At 71.5% G+C, this 21,177-nt stretch carries 20 protein-coding genes; 3 read left to right on the top strand and 17 right to left on the bottom strand.

Annotated elements, in window-relative coordinates; all coding sequences use genetic code 11:
• Positions 1-135: 135 nt before the first annotated feature.
• From N1031_RS07120 to N1031_RS07130, 3 genes are all read left to right on the top strand, one after another.
• Complete coding sequence (locus tag N1031_RS07120; protein ID WP_259478908.1) at positions 136-795, top strand: TetR/AcrR family transcriptional regulator; 660 nt, start codon at positions 136-138, stop codon at positions 793-795.
• Positions 796-799: 4 nt separating this feature from the next.
• Complete coding sequence (locus tag N1031_RS07125) at positions 800-1,822, top strand: ROK family protein (RefSeq protein ID WP_259478909.1); 1,023 nt, start codon at positions 800-802, stop codon at positions 1,820-1,822.
• Positions 1,823-1,916: 94 nt separating this feature from the next.
• Positions 1,917-3,098: an MFS transporter gene (locus N1031_RS07130; RefSeq protein ID WP_259478910.1), complete on the top strand. Its 1,182-nt coding sequence runs from the start codon at positions 1,917-1,919 to the stop codon at positions 3,096-3,098.
• A gap of 110 nt (positions 3,099-3,208) precedes the next feature.
• Here N1031_RS07130 and der read toward each other — a convergent pair whose 3' ends face one another.
• From der to N1031_RS07215, 17 genes are all read right to left on the bottom strand, one after another.
• Positions 3,209-4,735 carry a ribosome biogenesis GTPase Der gene (gene der, locus N1031_RS07135; RefSeq protein WP_259478911.1) on the bottom strand — a complete coding sequence of 509 codons (1,527 nt, stop codon included), beginning with the start codon at positions 4,733-4,735 and terminating at the stop codon, positions 3,209-3,211.
• A gap of 107 nt (positions 4,736-4,842) precedes the next feature.
• Positions 4,843-5,628, bottom strand: coding sequence for a (d)CMP kinase (cmk, locus tag N1031_RS07140; protein WP_259478912.1), 786 nt, complete (start codon positions 5,626-5,628; stop codon positions 4,843-4,845).
• The gene (locus tag N1031_RS07145; RefSeq protein ID WP_259478913.1) at positions 5,625-6,722 is read right to left on the bottom strand and encodes a prephenate dehydrogenase; all 1,098 of its coding nucleotides are present in this window, start codon (positions 6,720-6,722) and stop codon (positions 5,625-5,627) included. The genes cmk and N1031_RS07145 overlap by 4 nt, the downstream gene beginning before the upstream one ends.
• A 70-nt stretch (positions 6,723-6,792) precedes the next feature.
• Positions 6,793-7,506 carry a pseudouridine synthase gene (locus N1031_RS07150; RefSeq protein ID WP_375163615.1) on the bottom strand — a complete coding sequence of 238 codons (714 nt, stop codon included), beginning with the start codon at positions 7,504-7,506 and terminating at the stop codon, positions 6,793-6,795.
• Positions 7,507-7,634: 128 nt separating this feature from the next.
• On the bottom strand, positions 7,635-8,249 hold the full coding sequence (scpB, locus tag N1031_RS07155; protein WP_259478915.1) for an SMC-Scp complex subunit ScpB: 615 nt from the start codon (positions 8,247-8,249) through the stop codon (positions 7,635-7,637).
• Positions 8,239-9,081, bottom strand: a complete 843-nt coding sequence (locus N1031_RS07160; RefSeq protein WP_375163613.1) for a segregation and condensation protein A — start codon at positions 9,079-9,081, stop codon at positions 8,239-8,241. Before N1031_RS07160 ends, scpB begins: the two co-directional genes overlap by 11 nt.
• Positions 9,065-9,913, bottom strand: coding sequence for a ParA family protein (locus N1031_RS07165; RefSeq protein WP_259478939.1), 849 nt, complete (start codon positions 9,911-9,913; stop codon positions 9,065-9,067). The genes N1031_RS07160 and N1031_RS07165 overlap by 17 nt, the downstream gene beginning before the upstream one ends.
• Positions 9,914-10,039: 126 nt before the next feature.
• Positions 10,040-11,074 (bottom strand): site-specific tyrosine recombinase XerD, encoded by a 1,035-nt coding sequence (locus tag N1031_RS07170; RefSeq protein WP_375163616.1) that lies wholly within the window; start codon positions 11,072-11,074, stop codon positions 10,040-10,042.
• Positions 11,055-11,717: an NUDIX domain-containing protein gene (locus N1031_RS07175; protein ID WP_259478917.1), complete on the bottom strand. Its 663-nt coding sequence runs from the start codon at positions 11,715-11,717 to the stop codon at positions 11,055-11,057. Before N1031_RS07175 ends, N1031_RS07170 begins: the two co-directional genes overlap by 20 nt.
• A gap of 2 nt (positions 11,718-11,719) precedes the next feature.
• The gene (gene pyrG / locus N1031_RS07180) at positions 11,720-13,420 is read right to left on the bottom strand and encodes a CTP synthase (RefSeq protein ID WP_259478918.1); all 1,701 of its coding nucleotides are present in this window, start codon (positions 13,418-13,420) and stop codon (positions 11,720-11,722) included.
• Entirely contained in the window at positions 13,413-14,885 is a 1,473-nt protein-coding gene (locus tag N1031_RS07185; RefSeq protein WP_259478919.1) for a phosphatidylglycerol lysyltransferase domain-containing protein, read from the bottom strand. The genes pyrG and N1031_RS07185 overlap by 8 nt, the downstream gene beginning before the upstream one ends.
• Positions 14,886-14,940: 55 nt before the next feature.
• A complete protein-coding gene (recN, locus tag N1031_RS07190) occupies positions 14,941-16,656 on the bottom strand; it encodes a DNA repair protein RecN (RefSeq protein ID WP_259478920.1) in 1,716 nt (571 codons plus the stop codon).
• Positions 16,649-17,545 (bottom strand): NAD kinase, encoded by an 897-nt coding sequence (locus N1031_RS07195; RefSeq protein WP_259478940.1) that lies wholly within the window; start codon positions 17,543-17,545, stop codon positions 16,649-16,651. Before N1031_RS07195 ends, recN begins: the two co-directional genes overlap by 8 nt.
• A 21-nt stretch (positions 17,546-17,566) precedes the next feature.
• The gene (locus N1031_RS07200; protein ID WP_259478921.1) at positions 17,567-18,370 is read right to left on the bottom strand and encodes a TlyA family RNA methyltransferase; all 804 of its coding nucleotides are present in this window, start codon (positions 18,368-18,370) and stop codon (positions 17,567-17,569) included.
• Positions 18,363-18,515 carry a hypothetical protein gene (locus N1031_RS07205; RefSeq protein WP_259478922.1) on the bottom strand — a complete coding sequence of 51 codons (153 nt, stop codon included), beginning with the start codon at positions 18,513-18,515 and terminating at the stop codon, positions 18,363-18,365. The genes N1031_RS07200 and N1031_RS07205 overlap by 8 nt, the downstream gene beginning before the upstream one ends.
• 64 nt (positions 18,516-18,579) lie before the next feature.
• Positions 18,580-19,602 (bottom strand): HAD-IIA family hydrolase, encoded by a 1,023-nt coding sequence (locus N1031_RS07210; protein ID WP_259478923.1) that lies wholly within the window; start codon positions 19,600-19,602, stop codon positions 18,580-18,582.
• Positions 19,577-20,335: a tetratricopeptide repeat protein gene (locus N1031_RS07215; RefSeq protein ID WP_259478924.1), complete on the bottom strand. Its 759-nt coding sequence runs from the start codon at positions 20,333-20,335 to the stop codon at positions 19,577-19,579. Before N1031_RS07215 ends, N1031_RS07210 begins: the two co-directional genes overlap by 26 nt.
• Between the last annotated feature and the right edge of the window lie 842 nt (positions 20,336-21,177).

Here is a 21,177-nt window from a genome sequence, read left to right on the forward strand (position 1 = left end):
ATAGAATCGGTGCAGAGATGCGCCGCGGGGATGACCCGAACGGCCTCCGCGGCGCTCTCCCCCAAAGATCTATGAGTTTGGGACTCAGTGTCCAAAACTCGCGATTTCGGCCCTCGCGGCGTTGCATAATTGAGCATGCCCCAGTCGACAGCCTTACCCGCAGCACCATCCCGACGACAGGGCGCGTCCGTCAATCTGGCCGAACCCCGAGCGGCCAGAACCCATGAAGCACTGACGACCGCCCTCTTCGAGCTCCTCCGCGAGCACGACCTCACCGAGGTGAGCATCTCCGAGCTCTGCCGCCAGGCAGGCGTTCACCGAACCACCTTCTACGGCCACTACGCCGACATCTTCGCCTTCGCGTCCGACGCGTTCGCGCGCATGCGCGACGAGATGGCGAGCGTCTCAGAAGACGATGCACTCGAAGCATCCTCCGCCGAGTCGCTCACCGCGGCCTACGCCGAGTCGGTGCGCACCGAGCTCCTCCACGTGCTCGAGAACCGTGCCGCCTACCGCATGATGTTCAACACCCGGGTCGACGCCGGCTTCCGCCGCGAGCTCTTCCAGCGCATGCTGCGTCGCGCGTCGCTGTCCATCCGCACCTGGCAGTCGCACGGCGTGTGCCTCGACCTCGACACCCCCACGGCCTCCGCCTACATCGCGGGCGGCATGGTGGGCGTGCTCGAGGAGTGGGCGAACTCCGACGACACCGACGTCGAGGCCCGAACCTCGCACGTCATGGCGGTCTCCCCCGCGTGGTGCGTCACGGTCGACTCCTCTCATGCACTGAAATAGGAGCGTGCCCGCCTCCGCCTCCGCCGCCCCCTCGCCCGACTCGAGATCCGCACCCGACCGCACCCCCGCATCCGGCCCCAGCTCTTCCGGGCCCACCGGAGCGCTCGCGCTCGCCGTCGACGTCGGCGGCACGAAGGTCGAAGCCGCCCTCGTCGACTCCGAAGCCCGGCTCGTGCCCGGGTCGCGCCACCGTGCCCCCACAGGCGCGTCGAGTTCGAGCGACGAGATCGCGGATGCGGTGGGCCGCGTCATCGACGAGACCCTCACCACCCTGCCGCCCGGCTCCCCCCTCGTGGGAGCCGGGGTCGGCAGCGCCGGCCCCATCTCGGCCGAGCACGGCACCGTCTCGCCCCTGAACCTCGCCGCCTGGCGGGGTTTCCCGCTCGCCGGGCTGGTCGCCTCCCGCGCCGGTCTCGACCGTGCGGTACTGCGCCTCGACGGCCTCTGCATCCTGCTCGCCGAGCACTGGGTGGGCGCCCTGCAGGGCTGCCGCACCGCGATGGGGATGGTCGTCTCGACCGGCGTCGGCGGCGGCCTCCTGGTGGAGGGCCGCCTCGTCGGCGGGCGCACGGGCAATGCCGGGCACATCGGGCAGCTGCAGATCCTCACCCGCCCCGACGACAGCACCGGCCTCGACCTCGACCTCACCCTCGAGAACGTCGCCTCGGGCCCGCACATCGTGGCCTGGGCCCGACGCCAGGGTTTCGCGGGGAGCACCGGCGAAGAACTCGCCGCGGCCGGCCGTGCGGGCGACCCGATCGCGCGTGCCGCCATCCGCCGCTCGGCGCGTGCCGTCGGCGAGGGCATCGCGAGCGCGTGCGCCCTGGTCGACCTGGAGGCCGTGGCCATAGGCGGCGGCTTCTCGAAGGTCTCCGACGACTACGTCGACCTGGTGCAGGCCGCGGTCGACGACGTCGCCCCGCTCAGCACCATCCGCGGTGTCCGCGTGGTGCGCTCGGCCCTCTCCGACGAGGCGCCCCTCATCGGAGCCGCGGGCCTCATCCACCGCGCCGATCTCCTCCCGTGAGTTCGGCCACCCTCCGAGTAGGCGCAATCTGTCGTTTCCCGCTCGGCGAAGCGACCGATTGCGCCCACTCGAGAACGCGGATGCGGATGGCACGATGACAGCGCGGACGAACGCGAGCGGGCCACGTCTCGGGCCGCTGTACGCGGCGGGCTTCGTCACCGCGTTCGGGGCCAACGGGGTCGCAGCCGTGGTGGGAGGCACGCACGCCGAGCTGGGGCTGTCGCTGGCCTGGCTGGGCCTGTTCCTCGCCCTCTACGACGTCGCCGAGCTCATCCTGAAGCCCGTGTTCGGCGCACTCGCCGATCGCATCGGGCCGAAACCCGTCATCGTCGGCGGGCTCCTCGCCTTCGGGGTGGCGTCGCTGCTCGGGGTCTTCGTCGGGGGCGCGTTCTGGCTGGCGGTGATCCGCCTGCTGCAGGGCGCGGGAGCCTCGGCGTTCTCTCCGGCGTCGTCGGCAGCGGTGGCCCGGCTCGCTCCGGCCGAGCGCACCGCGACCTACTTCGGCCGATACGGGTCGTGGAAGGGCATCGGATACGCGGGCGGCCCCGTGCTCGGAGCCCTGATCGTGCTGGTGGCCGACGTGCGGCTGCTGTTCGGTGTGCTCGCGATGCTGGCGTTCGCCACGGCGTTCGCCGTGCAGTTCGCCGTGGCATCGATCGCGCCTCACCCGCGGAAACGCTCGACCCTCGCCACCCTGGTGCGGTCGATCACGGCGCGTGACTTCCTCGTGCCCGTCGTGGTGCTCGCCACCGGCAGTGCTGCGATCGGGGCGCTCACCGGCATGCTGCCCGCGCTCGGCACCGCGATCGGGGTGCCGCTGCTGCTGTCCACCGCGGCGATCGCGGTGCTCGCCATCACCTCGGCACTGCTCCAGCCGCTCGCCGGCCGATGGAGCGATGCCGGGCGCTACTCGGCGCGCACCGCCACCATGGCGGGCACGGCGGCGATCGCCGTCGCCTTCGTGCTCGTGGGGCTGCTGCCGTCGGTCGCCACGATGTTCACCGCCGTGCTGCTCACCGGCCTCGGCGTCGCCCTGCTCACCCCGGTCGCGTTCGCGCACCTCGCGGCCACCTCGTCGCCCGACCGCCTGGGCCGCACCATGGGCTCCGCCGAACTCGGGCGCGAGACGGGCGACGCCGTCGGGCCCCTCCTCATCGGATTCGTCGGCACCGCGAGCCTCCCCCTCGGCTTCGCCGGCTTCGGCGTGCTCGCCACAGCGGCTCTCGCGGTGGCCTCACGGCTCCCCCGCCCCACCGGTGACCACGGTTCTGCATAAGAATCCGGGGGTGCATCCACATAGTGTCGATGCACCCCCGGATTCTTATGCAGAACTGAGGCAGTACCGCACGCCGGCGCCCGGCGCCCAGCGGCCGGGCAGCCCGCGCCTCAGCGCTTCCGCTTCTCCCGCACCCGCATGTTCACCACGATCGGCGTCCCCTCGAACCCGTAGATCTCACGCAACCGCCGCTGCACGAACCGCCGGTACCCCGGGTCGAGGAACCCCGTCGTGAACAGCACGAAGGTCGGCGGCCGGGTCGCGGCCTGGGTTCCGAACAGGATGCGCGGCTGCTTGCCCCCGCGCACCGGGTGCGGGTGAGCCGCGGTGAGTTCGGCGAGGAAGGCGTTGAACTTCCCGGTCGGAATCCGCGTGTCCCACGAGTCCAGCGCCAGCTCGAGCGCGGGCACCAGCTTCTCGAGGTGCCGCCCCGTGCGCGCCGAGATGTTCACGCGCGGCGCCCATGTCACGTGCGCGAGGTCCTGCTCGATCTCGCGCTCAAGGTAGCGCCGCCGGTCGTCGTCGAGCATGTCCCACTTGTTGAACGCGAGCACGAGCGCCCGCCCCGACTCGAGCACGAGGTCGACGATGCGCAGATCTTGCGTGGAGATCGGCTCGGTCACGTCGAACACGACCACCGCCACCTCCGCCTTCTCGAGCGCGGCCGAGGTGCGCAGCGACGCATAGAAGTCGGCCCCCTGCTGCAGGTGCACCCGCTTGCGGATGCCCGCCGTGTCGACGAACGTCCACACCCGCCCGCCGAGTTCGATCTGCTCGTCGACGGGGTCGCGCGTGGTGCCGGCGAGTTCGTTCACCACGACCCGCTCCTCGCCCGCCGCCTTGTTGAGCAGCGAGCTCTTGCCCACGTTCGGCCTGCCCAGGATGGCGACCCGTCGCGGTCCGCCCACCTCCTGCTTCGCCACGGCCGACACCTCGGGCATCTTCTCCATCACGAGGTCGAGCAGGTCGGCGACGCCGCGCCCGTGCAGCGCCGACACCGGGTAGGGCTCGCCGAGCCCGAGCGACCAGAGAGCGGATGCGGCCGGCTCCTGCCGCACGTCGTCGACCTTGTTCGCCGCGAGGAACACGGGCCGTTTCGCGCGCCGCAGCAGTTTCACCACGTGCTCGTCGGTCGCGGTGGCCCCCACGTTGGAGTCGACCACGAACAGCACCACGTCGGCCAGGTCGATCGCCACCTCGGCCTGCGCGGCGACGGCGGCGTTGATGCCCGCGGCGTCGGGCTCCCAGCCGCCGGTGTCGACGAGGGTGAAGCGCCGCCCGTTCCACTCCGCCTTGTAGGCGACGCGGTCACGGGTCACGCCCGGCTTGTCCTCCACGACCGCTTCGCGACGGCCCAGGATGCGGTTCACCAGCGCCGACTTGCCCACGTTCGGGCGCCCCACGATCGCGAGCACGGGCAGCGCGGGCAGGTAGAACACCCCGTCGGGGTAGTCGTCGGAGAGTTCGAGCAGATCGAGGTCGCCCTCGTCGAGCTCGTAGTCGTCGAGGCCCGAGCGCAGTGCCGCGGCCCGCTGCTCGGCGATCTCGTCGTCGACGTCGGCGAGCCGCTCCGCCAGATCGTCGGGCGTGTCGAACACGTCGGCGTCGTCGGAGTCGGGGGTCTGGCTCTCGGCCATGGTGGTCCTCACAGTCTTCGTACTGAAGTCTCGATTCTAGAAGACCCCGCCGCCCGGCACCCCTCCCCGGCCCCGCCGCGGCCACCCACGACCCGGCCCGGCCCGTTCTAGCCGGTGAGCGCCGCGAGCCTCGCGTGCACCACGTCGCACACGGCGTCCACCGTCTGCCCGAAGTCGAGCTCGGTCGAGTCGACCGTCTCCACGCCGGGTGCCGCGTTCATGAAGTCGACCACCTTCGAGTCGGCGGCATCCCGCTTGCGCAGTGCATCGCCCACGGCGGCCGCAGACTCCGAGGTCAGCTCCTTCGACCGACGGGATGCGCGCGCTTCCTCCGAGGCCGTCAACAGGATGCGCACGGGTGCGTCGGGCGCCACCACCGTCGTGATGTCGCGGCCCTCCACCACCACGCCCGGGTAGGCGGCGGCCGCCACGATCGCCCGGAACCGGTCGTTCAGCCACACCCGCACCTCGGGCACCCGCGCGACGAGGCTCACCACCGCGGTCACCCGGGGCTCCCGGATGGCCTCGGTCACGTCGACCGCCCCCACGCGCACGAAGTAGTCGTCCGGGTCGGTCCCGATCGTGAAGTCGAACCCCGCGAGCGCCTCGATCACCGCCGCAGCCTCCGAGGCGTCGATCCCGCGCTCCAGCAGATCCCACGACAGCGCCCGATAGCTCGCCCCCGTGTCGAGATACCCGTACCCGAGTGCCCGCGCCGCAGCCCGGCTCACGCTCGACTTCCCGCTCCCCGCCGGCCCGTCGATCGCCACCAGCACCGGCCCGCCCGACGCCGCCGCACCAGCACCAGCACCAGCACCGGCACCGGCACCGGCACCGGCACCAGCCGACGCCTCCGCACCCGCGGAATCCGCACCCACACCGGCCCCGCTCATCCCGCGATCCTCCACCCGCGCGCGGCGAGCGCCTCCGCCAGCCGCCCCGACACCTCCGGCAGCACCGACAGCTCCGCCAGACCGATCGGCGCCCCCGGCGAGTGCTCCAGCCGCAGGTCCTCCAAGTTCACACCCTCTTCCCCCACCTCGGCGAACAGCCGCGCCAACTCCCCCGGCGCGTCGTCGACCATCACCACCAGTTGCGCGTACCGCTTGTCGAGCCCGTGCTTGCCCGGAATCCGCGCCACCCCCGCGTTCCCGGCCGCCAGCCCCTCGGCGATCTCCCGCCGGGCACCCGGCACCTCCGGCGCCGACAGCGCCCCGATGAACCGGTCCAGGTCGTCGCGGAACGCGCTCAGCACCTCCACCACCGGCTCGGCGTTCGCCCCGAGGATCTGCACCCACAGCTCCGGGTCGCTCGCCGCGATCCGCGTCACGTCGCGCAGCCCCTGCCCCGCGAGGTTCACGGCAGACTCCGGCGCCTCCACGAGCCGCTGTGCGAGCACCGACGACACCACCTGCGGCACGTGCGACACCAGCGCCACGCTCGCGTCGTGCTCGGCCGCCGTCATCTCCACGAGGGTCGCCCCCAGGTCGAGGATGAGGTCGTCGACCGCCGCCGCCGTCTGGTACGAGATCGCCGGATGCCCGGCCACCACCCACGGCCGACCCACGAACAGGTCGGCCCGGCCCGCCATGGGCCCGCCGCGCTCGCGCCCGGCCAGCGGATGCGACCCCACGTAGCGGGTCACATCGCCCCCGGCGGCGATCACCGCATCCAGCACCGGCTTCTTCACGCTCGCCACGTCGGTCACGACGGCCCGGGGGTACGCCGAGAGCTCGCGCACGATCACCGACGCCGTCACGTCGGGCGGCACGCACACCACCACGATCTGCGGCTCGTCGCCGTCGGTCGCGCGACGACCCGCGCCGTAGTCCTCGGCGATGCTCACGTTGGTGGGCGAGGCGTCGGAGAGGATCACGTCGACCCCTCGCGCCCGCAGCCCCAGGGCGATGCTCGTGCCGAGCAGCCCCACGCCCACCACCCGCACGGGGCCGGTGAGGCGGCTCTCGACGACGTTCTTCTCGTTCACCACTCGCTGCTTCCTCCGCCGGGCGCGCACGGCGGCCGGCAGGTCACGGCCAGGGCTCGCCGCACCGTGGTCACCGGTCGGAGCCCGCGCCCCTCGACAACGTGAGCAACTGGCCGACCTCTACTTTAGTCAGGTCACGCACCGCGCCCGAGCGCAGCGTGCCGAGGTGCAGCGGCCCGAACGAGCGCCGCACTAGCTGGGTCACCGGGTGACCCACCGCGTCGAGCATGCGCCGCACGATGCGGTTGCGCCCCGAGTGCAGGGTCAGCTCCACCATCGACGAGGCGCGCTCCACGTCGAGCAGCCGCGCCTTGTCGGCGGCGATCGGCCCGTCGTCGAGCTCGATCCCCGCGGTGAGCTTCGCCACGGTCTGCGGCGTCATGCGCCCGCCGACCTTGGCGATGTAGGTCTTCATCACCCCGAACGACGGATGCGCGAGCACGTGCGCGAGGTCACCGTCGTTGGTGAGCACGAGCAGTCCGCTGGTCTCGGCGTCGAGCCGGCCCACGTTGAACAGCCGCTCCTCGTAGGCGTCGGTGTAGCGCCGCAGATCGGGCCGGCCGCGCTCGTCGGAGAGCGAGCTCACCACCCCCACGGGCTTGTTGAGCATCACGTACCGCTTCTCGGGGTCGAGCTGCACGGCCACGCCGTCGACCGACACGAGATCGGTCTCGGGGTCGATGCGCCGGCCGAGCTCGGTCACGATCTCGCCGTTCACCTCCACGCGCCCGGCCTCGATCATCTGCTCCGACACCCGCCGCGACGCCACGCCCGCGGCCGCCATCACCTTCTGCAGCCGCACGCCGGTCGCACCGCCCGCACCACCGGCGCCGCCGCCGCCGGCATCGGCGCTGCCGCCGCCGGCGCCGCCCCGCGCATCCCGGTCATCCCACGGCGGAATCTCGAACGGCCTCATCGGATCATCCCCGTCTCGTCGAACCCCTCGCTGCCGTCGTCGAGCAACGGCGAGATGCGCGGCAGCTCTTCGAGCGAGTTGATGCCGAGCTGCGTGAGCAGCAGTTCGGTCGTGCCGTAGAGGATCGCCCCGGTCTCGGCCTGCGTCGACACCTCTGTGATGAGTCCTCGGCTGAGCAGCGTGCGCACCACCGAGTCGACGTTGACGGCCCGGATGCTCGCCACGGCACCCCGCGAGATGGGCTGCTTGTAGGCGATCACCGAGAGCGTCTCGAGCGCCGCCTGCGAGAGCTTCGACGGGTTCTGCGTGGTGACGAAGTCGCGCACGAGCTCGTCGTAGTCGCCGCGCACGTAGAGGCGCCAGCCCCCGGCCACCTCGCGCAGCTCGAAGCCGCGCCGCACCGACCCCGGCGCCACGCCGTCGTAGTCCTCCACGAGCCGCTCCACGGCCTGCCGCACCACCGCGACCGGCCGTCCGATCCCGGTGGCGAGCGCCACGAGCCCCTGCGGCTCATCGGCCACCATGAGGATCGCCTCCAGCGCCCGGTCCACGTCCACCGCGATTGCGGCGTCGCGTGGCGAGGTCTCCACGTCCACACCCTCAGTTGTCATAGTCGGCTCCCAGATTGGCCAGATTCTCGTCACGCCAGTGCTCCGCCGTCCACTGCAGCGTCAACTCCCCCAGCGGCTCGAGCTGCTCGAACGAGATCGCCGCGTGCCGGTACAGCTCGAGCACCGCGAGAAAGCGCGCGATCACGATCCCCTTCTCCGCGATCCCCGCGATCAGCACGCGGAACGACACCGGCCCGCCCGACCGCAGCGTCGCCACCACGTGCGCCGCCTGCTCCCGGATGCTCACCAGCGGCGCGTGCAGGTGCTCCAGTCCCACGGTCGGCAGCTCCCGGGGCGTGAGCGCGAGCACGGCGAGCGCCGCGAAGTCGTCGGGCGACAGCGTCCATACGAGCTCGGGCGTCTGCTGCCGGAACTTCTCCTCCAGCCGCACCGACCGCGGCCGCCGGGTCGACTCCTCCTCGAATCGCTCCGCCAGCCACGCCGACACCACCTTGAACGCCCGGTACTGCAGCAGCCGCGCGAACAGCAGGTCGCGGGCCTCGAGCAGCGCCACGTCCTCCGCATCCACCAGCTCGCCCTGCGGCAGCAGCCCCACGATCTTGAGGTCGAGCAGCGTCGCCGCCACCACCAGGAACTCGGATGCGCGGTCGAGCTCCTTGTCGGAGTCGAGGTTCTTGAGATAGCCGATGAACTCGTCGGTCACCCGGCTGAGCGCGATCTCGGTGATGTCGAGCTCGTGCTTGGCGATGAGCGAGAGCAGCAGGTCGAAGGGCCCCTCGAAGTTGTCCAGACTCAGCGAGAAGTCGGGGGCGACGGCGGGTGCGCCCTCGGAGCCGCCGCTCGCGAGCTGCGACTCAGGCGACCGCGCCACGGGCGACGAGCTCGCGGGCGAGCTGCTTGTAGGCCTTCGCCGAGGAGTGCTCGGGCGCGAACTGGGTGATCGGGCGCCCGGCGACCGTCGCATCCGGAAACTTCACCGTGCGGCCGATGACCGTCTCGAACACCTTGTCGCCGAAGGTCTCGACGACGCGCTCGAGCACCTCGCGCGAGTGCAGCGTGCGCGGGTCGTACATGGTGGCGAGGATGCCGTCGAGCACGAGCGCCGGGTTGAGCCGGTCGCGCACCTTGTCGATGGTCTCCACGAGCAGGGCCACGCCGCGCAGCGCGAAGTACTCGCACTCGAGCGGGATGAGAACGCCATGGCTCGCGGTGAGCGCGTTCACGGTGAGGAGGCCGAGCGAGGGCTGGCAGTCGACGAGGATGACGTCGTAGTCGTTGCTCACCTTCCGCAGCACCCGGGCGAGGATGGACTCGCGCGCCACCTCGCTCACGAGGTGCACCTCGGCGGCCGAGAGGTCGATGTTGGCCGGGATGATGTCGAGCCCGGGCACACTCGTGGGCTGGATGGCCTCGGCGGGGTCTTTGAGGGTGCCGATGAGCAGGTCGTAGATGGTGGGGATGTCGTGGGTCTGCACCCCGAGCCCCGCCGAGAGTGCGCCCTGCGGGTCGAAGTCGATCGCCAGCACGCGCCGCCCGTACTCGGCGAGCGCCGCTCCCACGTTCACGCTCGTCGTGGTCTTGCCCACGCCGCCCTTCTGGTTGCAGAGCGAGATGATGCGCGCGGGGCCGTGCGAGGGCAGCGGAGCGGGGACCGGGAAGTCGGTGACCGGTCTCCCGGTGGGGCCGATCACCGGCACGTCGATGCCGGCGAGCGCGTCTTGACCCTGGGTGGCCGTTCTCTGGTTCCGTGTCGGCACCGAAGTCGCTCCTCGTTCCTGCTCGCCGTCGCGGCGGGCTTGGTCGATTCTAGCCGCCGCCCGCCCTCCGGGTCAGCGGGCTCGCGGATGCGCAGTGAGGTACATGTCGATCAGCGTGTCGGCTGTGACGTGGGTGTAGATCTGGGTGGTCGCGACCGAGGAGTGGCCGAGCAGATCCTGCACCACCCGCACGTCCGCACCGCCCTGCAGCAGGTGGGTGGCGAAGGAGTGGCGGAAGGTGTGGGGCGACACGTGCACGTCGAGGTGGGCCCGCTCGGCCGCGGCCTGGATGACGAGCCAGGCGCCCTGCCGGCTGAGCCGCTGGCCCCGGATGCCGAGGAAGAGCGCGGGGGTCGCCGTGCCCCGGGTCGCGAACACGGGCCGCACCCGCACGAGGTAGGCGTCGAGGGCGTCGCGCGCGTAGCTGCCGACCGGCACCACCCGCTGCTTGCTGCCCTTGCCGGTCACCCGCACCAGGTCGCCGGTGCGCATCCCGCCGTCACCGCTGTCGCCGCCACCCCCGCGCACGTCGTCGACGTCGAGCCCCACCACCTCCGAGATGCGCGCGCCCGTGGCGTACAGCAGCTCGAGCAGCGCGCGGTCGCGCAGGGCCACCGGGTCGTCTCCCCCGGTCGCGGCGAGCATCCGGTCCATCTGCTCGATCGTGATCGCCTTCGGCAGGCGCATCGCGAGCTTGGGCGGCTTCACCTCGCGGGCCACGTCGGTGTCGATCGCGCCCTCCTCGGCGAGGAAGCGGTGCAGTCCGCGCACGGCCGACAGGATGCGCGCCACCGACGAGGGACTCATCGGTTCACCCTCCGGAGTGCGCAGCGACCGGGTGAACGCGGCGATGTCGTTCTCGCCCACGACCCCGAACCCCTCGACCCCCTCGGCGTCGAGCCAGCCCCCGTACCGCGCGAGATCGCGGCGGTAGGCGGCCACGGTGTTCGCCGAGAGCCCACGCTCCACCGTGATGTGCCGCAGGTACCCGTCGACCGGCCGCGTCAGCGCCGCCCGTGCGGCGCCGGCCGCCGCCGTGCCGTCGGCCGCAGCCTCGCCACCAGCCGGCGAGCCACCCGCCGCCTCGTCAGCCGCCGGCTCGCCCATGGCCCGCCGGATGCGCATCCCAGGCGTCGTCGGCCGACCGCAGCGTGCTCCACCCGCGCGCCCGCGACGCGTGCGCGGCGAGCGCCCCGAGCGCGAGCGACGGGTTCTGCACCCGGCTGGCGAGCACCGCGTCCACGATCTCGTCGAGCGGCACCCAGCGCCGCTCCATGTCGGCCTCCTCGCCCTCCCGCTCGAACGCCTCGAGCTCGTGCAGCCCGCGCGCGAGGAAGATGCGGATCGCCTCGTTGTTCCCCCCGGGCGTGGTGAGGTAGTCGATCAGCACGTGCCACTCGTCGGCGGCCAGATCGACCTCCTCGGCGAGCTCGCGCTGCGCAGCGACGACAGGAGCCTCGGCCGCCACGTCGAGCAGCCCCGCCGGCGGCTCCCACTCGCGCCGCCGCACCGGGTGCCGGTACTGCTTGATGAGCAGCACCCGGTCGTGGTCGTCGAGCGCGAACACCGCCACGGCGCCCGGGTGATCGACGAAGTCGCGCCGCAGCACGTCGTCGCCGTAGGCGAAGGCCTCGCGCCGCACATCCCACACGTAGCCGTCGAACACGACCTCACTCGAGGAGACGGGCAGCACGATCGGCTCGTCGGCGAACGGCAGCCCCGCCCCGCCCTCCGACGGCCCGCCGCTCATGCTCAGGAGTCCTGCACCGCGAACAGCCGCGTGGCCTCCTGGCGCTCGAGCGCCGCGCCCACGAGGCCCTTGAACAGCGGATGCGGGCGGCTCGGCCGCGACCGCAGCTCCGGATGCGCCTGGGTCGCCACGTAGTACGGGTGCACGTCGCGCGGCAGCTCGACGTACTCGACGAGGTGCCCGTCGGGCGAGAGCCCCGAGAACCACAGGCCGGCCTCGGCGATCTGCTCGCGGTACTTGTTGTTCACCTCGTAGCGGTGGCGGTGGCGCTCGGAGGCCTTCTCGGCCCCGTACACCTCGGCCGCGATGGAGCCCGGCGCGAGGTCGGCCTCGTAGAGCCCGAGGCGCATGGTGCCGCCAAGGTCTCCCCCGGCGATGATGTCGACCTGCTCGGCCATGGTGGCGATCACGGGGAACTCGGTGTCGGGGTCGAACTCGCTCGACGAGGCGCCGGGCAGCCCCGCCACGTTGCGCGAGTACTCGATCACCATGCACTGCAGGCCCAGGCACAGCCCGAGCGCCGGGATGCCGTTCTCACGGGCGAATCGCAGCGCGCCGAGCTTGCCCTCGATGCCGCGCACCCCGAAGCCGCCAGGAACGCAGATGCCGTCCACGTCGCTCAACTCGCGGGCAGCACCCTCCGGGGTCTCGCAGTTGTCGGAGGGGATCCACTTGATGGCCACCTTCGTGCGATGACCGAAGCCACCGGCGCGCAACGCCTCGGTGACCGAGAGGTAGGCGTCGGGCAGGTCGATGTACTTGCCCACGAGGCCGATGGTGACCTCGTGCTTGGGCTCGTGCACGGCGTCGAGCAGCGGCTGCCAGCCCGACCAGTCCACCTCGCCCGCCTGGTCGCCGAGGTCGAGGTGGTCGACGATGTAGGCGTCGAGCCCCTGGGTGTGCAGCATCGTGGGGATGTCGTAGATCGACGGCACATCGACCGCGTTCACCACACCGGCCTCGTCGACGTCGCACATGAGCGCGATCTTGCGCTTGTTGCTCTCGGAGACGGGCCGGTCGCTGCGCAGCACCAGTGCATCCGGCTGGATGCCGATGGAGCGCAGGGCGGCCACCGAGTGCTGCGTGGGCTTGGTCTTCTGTTCGCCGGAGGCGTTCATGAAGGGCACGAGCGACACGTGCACGAAGAACACGTTCTTTCGGCCGAGCTCGTGCCGCACCTGGCGGGCCGACTCGATGAAGGGCTGCGACTCGATGTCGCCCACCGTGCCGCCGATCTCGGTGATGATCACGTCGGGGCGCGAGGCGTCGTGCGCCTGCAGCCGCATGCGCCGCTTAATCTCGTCGGTGATGTGCGGAATGACCTGCACGGTGTCGCCGAGGTACTCGCCGCGCCGTTCCTTGGCGATGACGCTCGAGTAGATCTGCCCGGTCGTCACGTTCGCGGCCTGGCTCAGATTGATGTCGAGAAAGCGCTCGTAGTGCCCGATGTCGAGGTCGGTCTCAGCCCCGTCGTCGGTGACGAACACCTCACCGTGCTGGAACGGGTTCATGGTGCCGGGGTCGACGTTGAGGTAGGGGTCGAGCTTCTGCATGACCACCTTGAGGCCCCGCGCAGTGAGCAGGTTGCCGAGGCTCGCGGCGGTGAGGCCCTTGCCGAGCGAGGAGACCACACCCCCTGTCACGAAGATGTGCTTCGTGAGTTTCGTGTCGGTCGTCGTTACGGCATCCTGAGCGTCATCCACGGAGTTCCATGTTATCAGTGCTCGCGACCGGTTCTGCCGCGACGGCCTCGGGTGTCGGTGCTGCGGGATGCTCGGACACCTCGTCGAGGTCGGCCGGGTCGTCGAGGTCGATGGTCGCGACCGGGCGCTGCAGCACCTCCACGAGAAGCAGCAGCACCACCGCCACGACGGCCGTCCACACGATCAGCCCGGTGCTGATCGGGCGCACGAACAGGATGATCGCGGCGGCCCCGAGACCGATCACGATCTGCACCAGCAGCCGCTGCCGGCCGAGGAATCGGCCGAACGCCCCCGTGCCGATGCCGCGCGTGTCGCCGAACGCCCTGAGCCGCGCGGCGCCGTCGCCGAACACCGACCGCAGTGCGGGTGCCGGCCGCCAGGGGCCGAGCACCCAGCTGATGAGCGCCACCGTGAACCCGAGCACCGCCATCGCCACGAGGGTGGAGGAGATGAGGGAGGTGACCGCGTCGTAGATCGCTCCGGCCGCGTCGATCGGTACGTAGGCCGCGAGGCTCGAGACGGTGATGACATTGCCGACCCGCAGGGCGATGCCCACCACCGTCATGACGAGCCCGAACACGAGCGACGTCCAGAACAGAGTCACCACACGGCGCTTGGCGACCAGCACGCCGGCGGCGAGGAAGACCAGGGCGACCAGCGGCAGCCACTGCCCGATCGACACCGCGAGCCCGTAGAGCAGCGTGAGCTGGCTGAAGCTCGCGGACTGGGCCACCACGATCTCGGCGTCGACCGTCGGGATGGCCTCCGCGAAGCCGAGTCCCTGATCGACCAGGGCGGTCTTCACCGCCTCGATCACCGGCCCCAGCTGGATCGCCAGCTCACCGGAGCCCGAGATCGAGATCGCGCTCCCGGGGTCGCTGGTCAAGGCGGCGACGAGCTGCTGGTGGCTGAGGCGCAGGGCTTGCTGCCAGATGTTCTCGAAGGCCTCCGAGTCGACGAAGCCCGTGACGACCGTCGTGGCGAGCGACTGCAGTCCGCGGGCCGCGGGAACTTTGAGCGCCACCAGGGCAGCCTTCGCACTGGGCGGGATGTCGAGCGCGGCGATGGCATCGAACACCTCGCTCGTCGAGGCCTCGAAGTCGATCTGCTCGTCGATCACCCCCATCACCTCCGTCACCACGAAGGCCTTCACCGCCGGATCGGCGGCGAGCGGGGCGAAGGTCGCCACGAAGGTGTCGGTGTCGACCAGCTGGGTCTTCGCCCAGCTGCCCACCAGGGCGACGGGGGCGAGCACGAGGCCGATCACCACGAGGGCGACGGCGGCGACGGTGCGGGCCCGCCCGCGGCCGCGGCGCGGGGCCTTGGGTGCCGGTGTCTCCGCATCCGGTTCGTCCGTGCTGATCTGGAGGGTCTGCGCACTCTGCGCGGCACGCACGTCGTCTCGCAGCTGCTCGTTCTCGGCGCGGAGCTGCTCGACGAGCTCGACCAGCTCCTTGTTCGTCATCCGTGCCACGGATCCCCCGATCTGACCGTCCGCCGGCGCGCGACGCCGGATCGATTCAGTGTGGCACAGCGAGCGAGGTCGCGGTATCGAGCAGTTCGGCGGCGTGGGCGAGGCCCGATTCGGAGTCGGGAAGGCCCGAGAGCAGCCGCGCCATCTCGGCGAGCCGTTCGTCTCCCTCGAGCTTCACGACGTTGCTGGCCGTCACCGGGCCGTCCTGGTCTTTCTCCACGCGCAGATGGTTGGTCGCGAACGCGGCCACCTGGGCGAGGTGGGTCACGACGATCACCTGGGAGGTGCGCGCGAGCGCGGCGAGCCGGCGACCGATCTCGATGGCCGAGGCGCCGCCCACACCCGAGTCGACCTCGTCGAACACGAAGGTGGGCACGGGGTCGGCTTCGGCGAGCACCACCTCGATCGCGAGCATCACCCTCGAGAGCTCACCTCCCGAGGCTCCGCGGTTCAGCGGCCGCGGCTCGCTGCCCTCGTGCGGTCTCAGCAGGAACTGCACCTGGTCGCGGCCCGATGCCCCGTACTCCTCGCGCGGGGTCACCTCCACCACGAGCCGCGCGTTCGGCATGGCCAGCGCGGCCAGCTCGGCGGTGACCTGATCGGCGAGCCGCGACGACGCGGTCGTGCGCAACCCGGTCAGTTCGCCGGCGAGCCGCTCGAGCTGCGCCGCCTCGTCGTCGACCACCGCGGTGAGCTCCTCGATGCGGTCGGAGTCGGAGTCGAGCTCGAGCAGGCGGGGTTCGGCCTCGGCGGCGAAGGCGATGACGTCGACGAGCTCGGGCCCGTACTTGCGCGCGAGAGCGGTGAGCTGCGCGCGCCGCTCCTGGATGCGGTCGAGCTCTCCGGGCTCGTCGCTCTCGAGGCTCGCCGCGTAGCTGGCGAGCTGGGTCGACACGTCGGAGAGCAGAAAGCTGGCCTCGGTGAGAGAGGCGGCGATGGGAGCCAGCGCGGGGTCGTGGTGCACGACCCGTTCGAGGCTGCGGCGGGCGCTGTCGACGAGCACGACGGTGTCGATCGCGTCGCCGGAGTCGCTCGAGATCGCGTCGCGCGCTTCGGCCGCGGCCACCCGCAGGTCTTCGACGTTCGTGAGCCGATCGGCCAGCTCACCGAGCTCGACGTCTTCTCCGGCGAGCGGCGCGACCGCGGTGATCTCCTCGATCGCCACGCGCAGCTGCTCGGCCTCCCGCAGGCGGGCGCTCCGCTCGCTGATCAGCACCTCGATCTCGGCCCGGTGCGCCTGCCATGAGTCGTAGACCGCACGGTAGGCCGCCTTCGCGGTGGCGAGCTCGGCCCCGCCGAAGCTGTCGAGAGCGGTGCGCTGCGCCGTGGCGCCCTTCAGCCGCAGCTGATCGCTCTGCCCGTGCACCACCACCAGGGCATCGCCGAGCTCGGAGAGCACGCCGATCGGCGCGGTGCGCCCGCCCACCACAGCCCGCCCGCGGCCCTCCGCCGAGACCGACCGCGAGAGGATGAGCTCCGCCCTCCCGCCGGCCGTCGGCTCGACGTCGCCGCCCGCCTCGCGCACGCGCTCGGCGACCGCGCCGTCGGAGTCGACGTCGAGGCGCCCCTCGATCCACGCCTGCGCCGCTCCGCTGCGCACGGCGCCGGGGTCTGCCCGCTCGCCGAACAGCAGTCCGAGCGCCGACACCACCATCGTCTTGCCCGCACCGGTCTCACCGGTCACGGCGGTGAACCCCGGCCCGAGCGGGAGCACCGCCTCGCCGATGACACCGAGGTCGGTGATCGACAGTTCTTCAATCACGGTCGACCGGACCTCTCCACCCGTTGACGGGCAGGTTGAACTTGCGCACGAGCCGGTCGGTGAACGGGGCCTGGTGCAGGCGTGCGAGGCGCACCGGCACCGGCGACCGCCTCACCACCACCCGGGCACCCTTCGGGAGGTCGCGCATCCGGCGCCCGTCGCTCCAGAGCACCGCACCTCCCTGGGTGCGGTCGAGCACCTCGACCGCGAGGGCCGAGTCGGGACCGACCACGAGCGGGCGCGCGAACAGTGCGTGCGGACTGAGCGGCACGAGCAGCAGGGCGTCGAGCTCGGGCCACACCACGGGGCCGCCGGCCGAGAACGAGTAGGCGGTCGAACCCGTGGGGGTGGACATGACGACGCCGTCGCAACCGAAGCTCGACAGCGGCCTGCCGTCGACCTCCACGACCACCTCGAGCATCCGTTCGCGGCTGGCCTTCTCGACGGTGGCCTCGTTGAGGGCCCACGACTCGTACACCACCTCGGCGCCGAGCTTCACGCGCACCGACAGCGTCATGCGCTCTTCGACCTCGTAGTCACGGGCGAGGGCGCGGTTGACCGTCTCGGTGAGGTCTTCGCGATCGCTCTCGGCGAGGAAGCCCACGTGACCGAGGTTCACGCCGAGCAGGGGCACCGAGGTTCCGCGCACCAGCTCGGCCGCCCGCAGGATGGTGCCGTCGCCGCCGAGCACGATCACGAGCTCGAGCGACTCGACCCGCACCTCGTCTCCGAGGGTGGAAACGGCGCCGAGCTCGGTGAGCACCGCCGCGTTCTCGTCGGCATCGTAGGGCGCCACCACCGGCGTCACACCGGCGTCGCGCAGCTGCCGGCAGACGCTCTCCGCGGCGAGCACCGAGTCGCGCCGGCCCGTGTGCAGCACGACGAGCATGTGCCGTTCACCGACCACGCCTCACGCTCCTGTCATCTCGGTCACCCGCTGCATCCATTCTGTCGGATGCGCGCCCCGGCTCCGGCTGAGCCAGACCAGGTACTCCAGATTGCCCGCATTCCCCGCGATCGGCGAGCGGATGACGCCGCCTGTGGAGAACCCCAGGTCATACCCCGCCCAGAGCACACCAGTCACGGCATCGGCCCGCAGAGCGGCGTCGCGCACGATCCCCTCGCGGATTCCAGTTCTCCCCACCTCGAACTGCGGCTTCACCAGCAGCACGAAGTCGGCGTCCTGCTCGGCCACCTCGCTCAGCGCGGGCAGCACCAGCGGCAGCGAGATGAAGGAGAGGTCGGCCACGACGAGTCCTGGCGCGTCGGCCACCCCCGAGACGCCCGCCAGCGTGGCCGGCGTGGCGTAACGGATGTTGAAGCCCTCGACCGCGACCACCCGCGCATCCGACCGGATGATCGGGTCGAGCTGGTCGTGCCCCACGTCGACCGCGATCACCTCACGGGCGCCTCGCTCGAGCAGAACCTGGGTGAACCCGCCGGTCGACGCGCCCGCGTCGAGCGCGAGGCGACCGGCGACGGTCACCTCGGGGAACGCCTCGAGCGCGGCGAGGAGCTTGTTCGCCCCGCGGCTGACGTAGCGGTCGACCGCGTCGACGGTGACCACCTGCGAGTCGCCGACAGGGTGGGACGCCTTCACCACCGGCGTGCCGTCCACCCGCACGTAGCCGTTCGCGATGAGCCGTGCGGCGTGTGAGCGCGACCGCGCCAGCCCGCGCGCGGCGACCGCGGCGTCGAGACGCGAATCAGGCATCCGCACCCGCGGAGTCGCCGCCCTCGAGGCGCAGCTTCAGCTCGTCGTGCACCTGCGCGTAGGCCGTGGCGCGTGCCTCGAGGGGTTGCTCCTCGATTACGCGCAGGCGCGGCAGGAGTGCCCCGTCGGTGTCGTCTGGTGTCACCACTTCAGCGTAGCGCGCGCCTCCGACAACGGCCTGAGCGGAGCGCACTTCTGAGGCGACCACCTCAGCTGTAGAGGCCCGCCTCCACGTCGAGCGCGTGGATGGAGAGGCCGGAGTTCCAGATCGCTGCCGAGCCCGCGCGCACCAGATCGAGGGGTGAGTCGCCGGCCTTCACGATGCGCACGCGATGCCCGTCCATCCGCACGGTCGCAGCGCCGACCGTCGTCTCGGCCCCGTCTTTCGAGGTGCGGGTGGCGGGATACGGGTCGAAGAGCCCCCGAAGGTCATCGATGATGAAGTCAGGACGCGAGTCCGCCGGGGCGGCGAGCAGCTGCTTGGCTCGGTCGATCCCGGTGAGCACGTGGATGGCGCGCAGGCCCGCCCGCTTCGCACCCATCGTGTCGGTGTCGAGCCGGTCGCCGATGAACGCAGCCGTGTCGACCCCGAACCGGGCCTTGGCCTCGTCGAAGATCGCCACCTCGGGCTTGCCCGCCACCACCGGGAGCCGGCCGACGGCGGTGTGCACCGCCGACACCAGCGTGCCGTTTCCCGGGGCGATGCCGCCGGCCACAGGAATGGTCCAGTCGGTGTTGGTCGCGACCCAGTGCACGGCGGGGTCGTGGAGGGCGAAACTGGCCTCGGCGAGCTGGAGCCAGCCCACCTCGGGCGCGAAGCCCTGCACCACCGCGGCGGGCGCGTCCTTCGACGACCGGGTCACGACGAAGCCGGCCCGCTCGACCTCGGTGGTGAGACCCACGCCCCCCACCACGAGGATGGTGGAGCCCTGGGGCACGAGGTCGACCATCAGGCGCATGGCTGCCTGGGGCGAGGTCACGACGTCGTCCGGGGCGACCGCGAGCCCGAAGCTCGTGAGGTGCTCGGCCACCTGGGCGGCCGTGCGCGAGGCGTTGTTGGTGATGAACCCCACCCTCAGGCCCTCGGCCGATGCCCGTCCGAGCGATTCGGCCGCGAAGGGGATGGCCTCCGGGCCCTGGTACACCACTCCGTCGAGGTCGGCGAGAACCGCCTCGACGCCGTCGAGCGGCGTGGCCGCGGGGGTTTCAGTCCTCTTGCCGAACAGGCCCATCCGTGCCGCCCTCCTCGTCGGTCTCGTCGGCGTCCTCGGTGTCGTCGGCGTCCTCGGTGTCGTCGGCGTCGTCGGCGTCGTCGACCACCTCGTACTCCTCGTCGACGATCTCGATCACGTCGTCGTCTTCGGGCGCGAAGGCCTCCTCGGCCCGGCGGGCACGCGCCCGCCAGGTCGCAGCCTCCGTGCTCTGTCCGAGCTCCTCGAGCACCTCGGCGTACGCGTCGTACAACTCCGAGCTGTAGGAGTACGCGGTGACCGGGTCGAGCTGCGGAATCTCCAACTCGGCGAGGGCGGCGTCGGTCTGCCCGAGATCCAGCCGCGCACCCGACATCGCGATCGCGACCGCGACCTGCGTGGGCACACTGAGGCTCGAACGCTCCACGGAACGGCCGGTCTCCAGCGCCCGATCCGGGCGCCCGAGCGCACGCTCGCTGTCGATCATGAGTGCCAGCTGCTCGTTGGAGCCGGAGATGCGGCGGAACGTGCGCAGCTCTCGGAGGGCGAGCGCGTAGTCCCCGATGCTGTAGGCGGTGATCGCGAACGTCTCGCGCACCACGGCGATCCGTCCGGCACGCCGAGAAGCCGAGACGGCGTGGCGGTGTGCGAGCTCGGGATCCTCGTCGATGAGGCGGGCCGCCATCACCAAGTGACGGGCGACCTCGTCGCCGTTCTCCTTGTTGAGGGTCTTGAGCTCGTTGCGAGCCACCTTGTCGAGGTCGCGCGGCGTCACGTCGTCCGGGATCGGAGGATCGTCGTGCCGTGTGCGCACCGAACGCAACGCACGTGCGCGCAGCTCCTCTTCGGTCAGCTGCGGACGCTCGGGCCGGGATGCGCCCCGGTCACCACGAGCGGGCCTGCCGTCCCTGGTCCAGAGCCTCTTCTCACCGTCGCGCCCTCCCCTGTCGGCCGAGTCGCGCCGTGAACCGCCGCTCGCACCTCCCGAGCGTGGCTTGTCGCCCCACGAACCACCGGAACGTGGCTTCTCACCCCACGACCCGCCGGAGCGCGGTGTGTCCGACCGAGGTCCGTTCGACCGTGGCTTGTCGCCCCACGAACCGCCCGAACGGGGCGATCCATCGCGATTACCCTGAGCGCGAGGTGCACCGCTGCGGCCCCCGCCGTCGCGCGAGGCGCCACCCCAGCTCTTGCCGTCGCGTGGGCTGCTCGAACGCCGATCGTCTCGCGCACCCCCGTCTCGCGCACCTGCCGATCGCCCAGCATCCCGATCGCCGGAACGAGGCGGTCGCTGGTCGCGCGAACCATCCCTCGACGGCCCGCCTTGGCGGGGCCGCTGCTCGCGCCCCTGGCGGTCCCCGTCACGAGCGGGTCCGCGAGAGGAGTCCTGCCGCGGGGTGAATGGCCGCTTCCCCGAGTCGGGCCGCGCCGGACGGTTGCCGTGAGGGCGCGACGCACCCACCTCACGCTTACGATCTTCGTCTTCAGCCACGATCGGCTCTCCTCAGGGACTTAACGCAAAATGGCCACCCGAAGCTCGGGTGGCCATTTCACAAAGAAGTCCGGCGGTGTCCTACTCTCCCACAAGGTCCCCCTTGCAGTACCATCGGCGCTGAG

Origin of the sequence: Herbiconiux moechotypicola, from assembly GCF_024979255.1 — a bacterium.
Classification (GTDB): Bacteria; Actinomycetota; Actinomycetes; order Actinomycetales; family Microbacteriaceae; genus Herbiconiux; species Herbiconiux moechotypicola.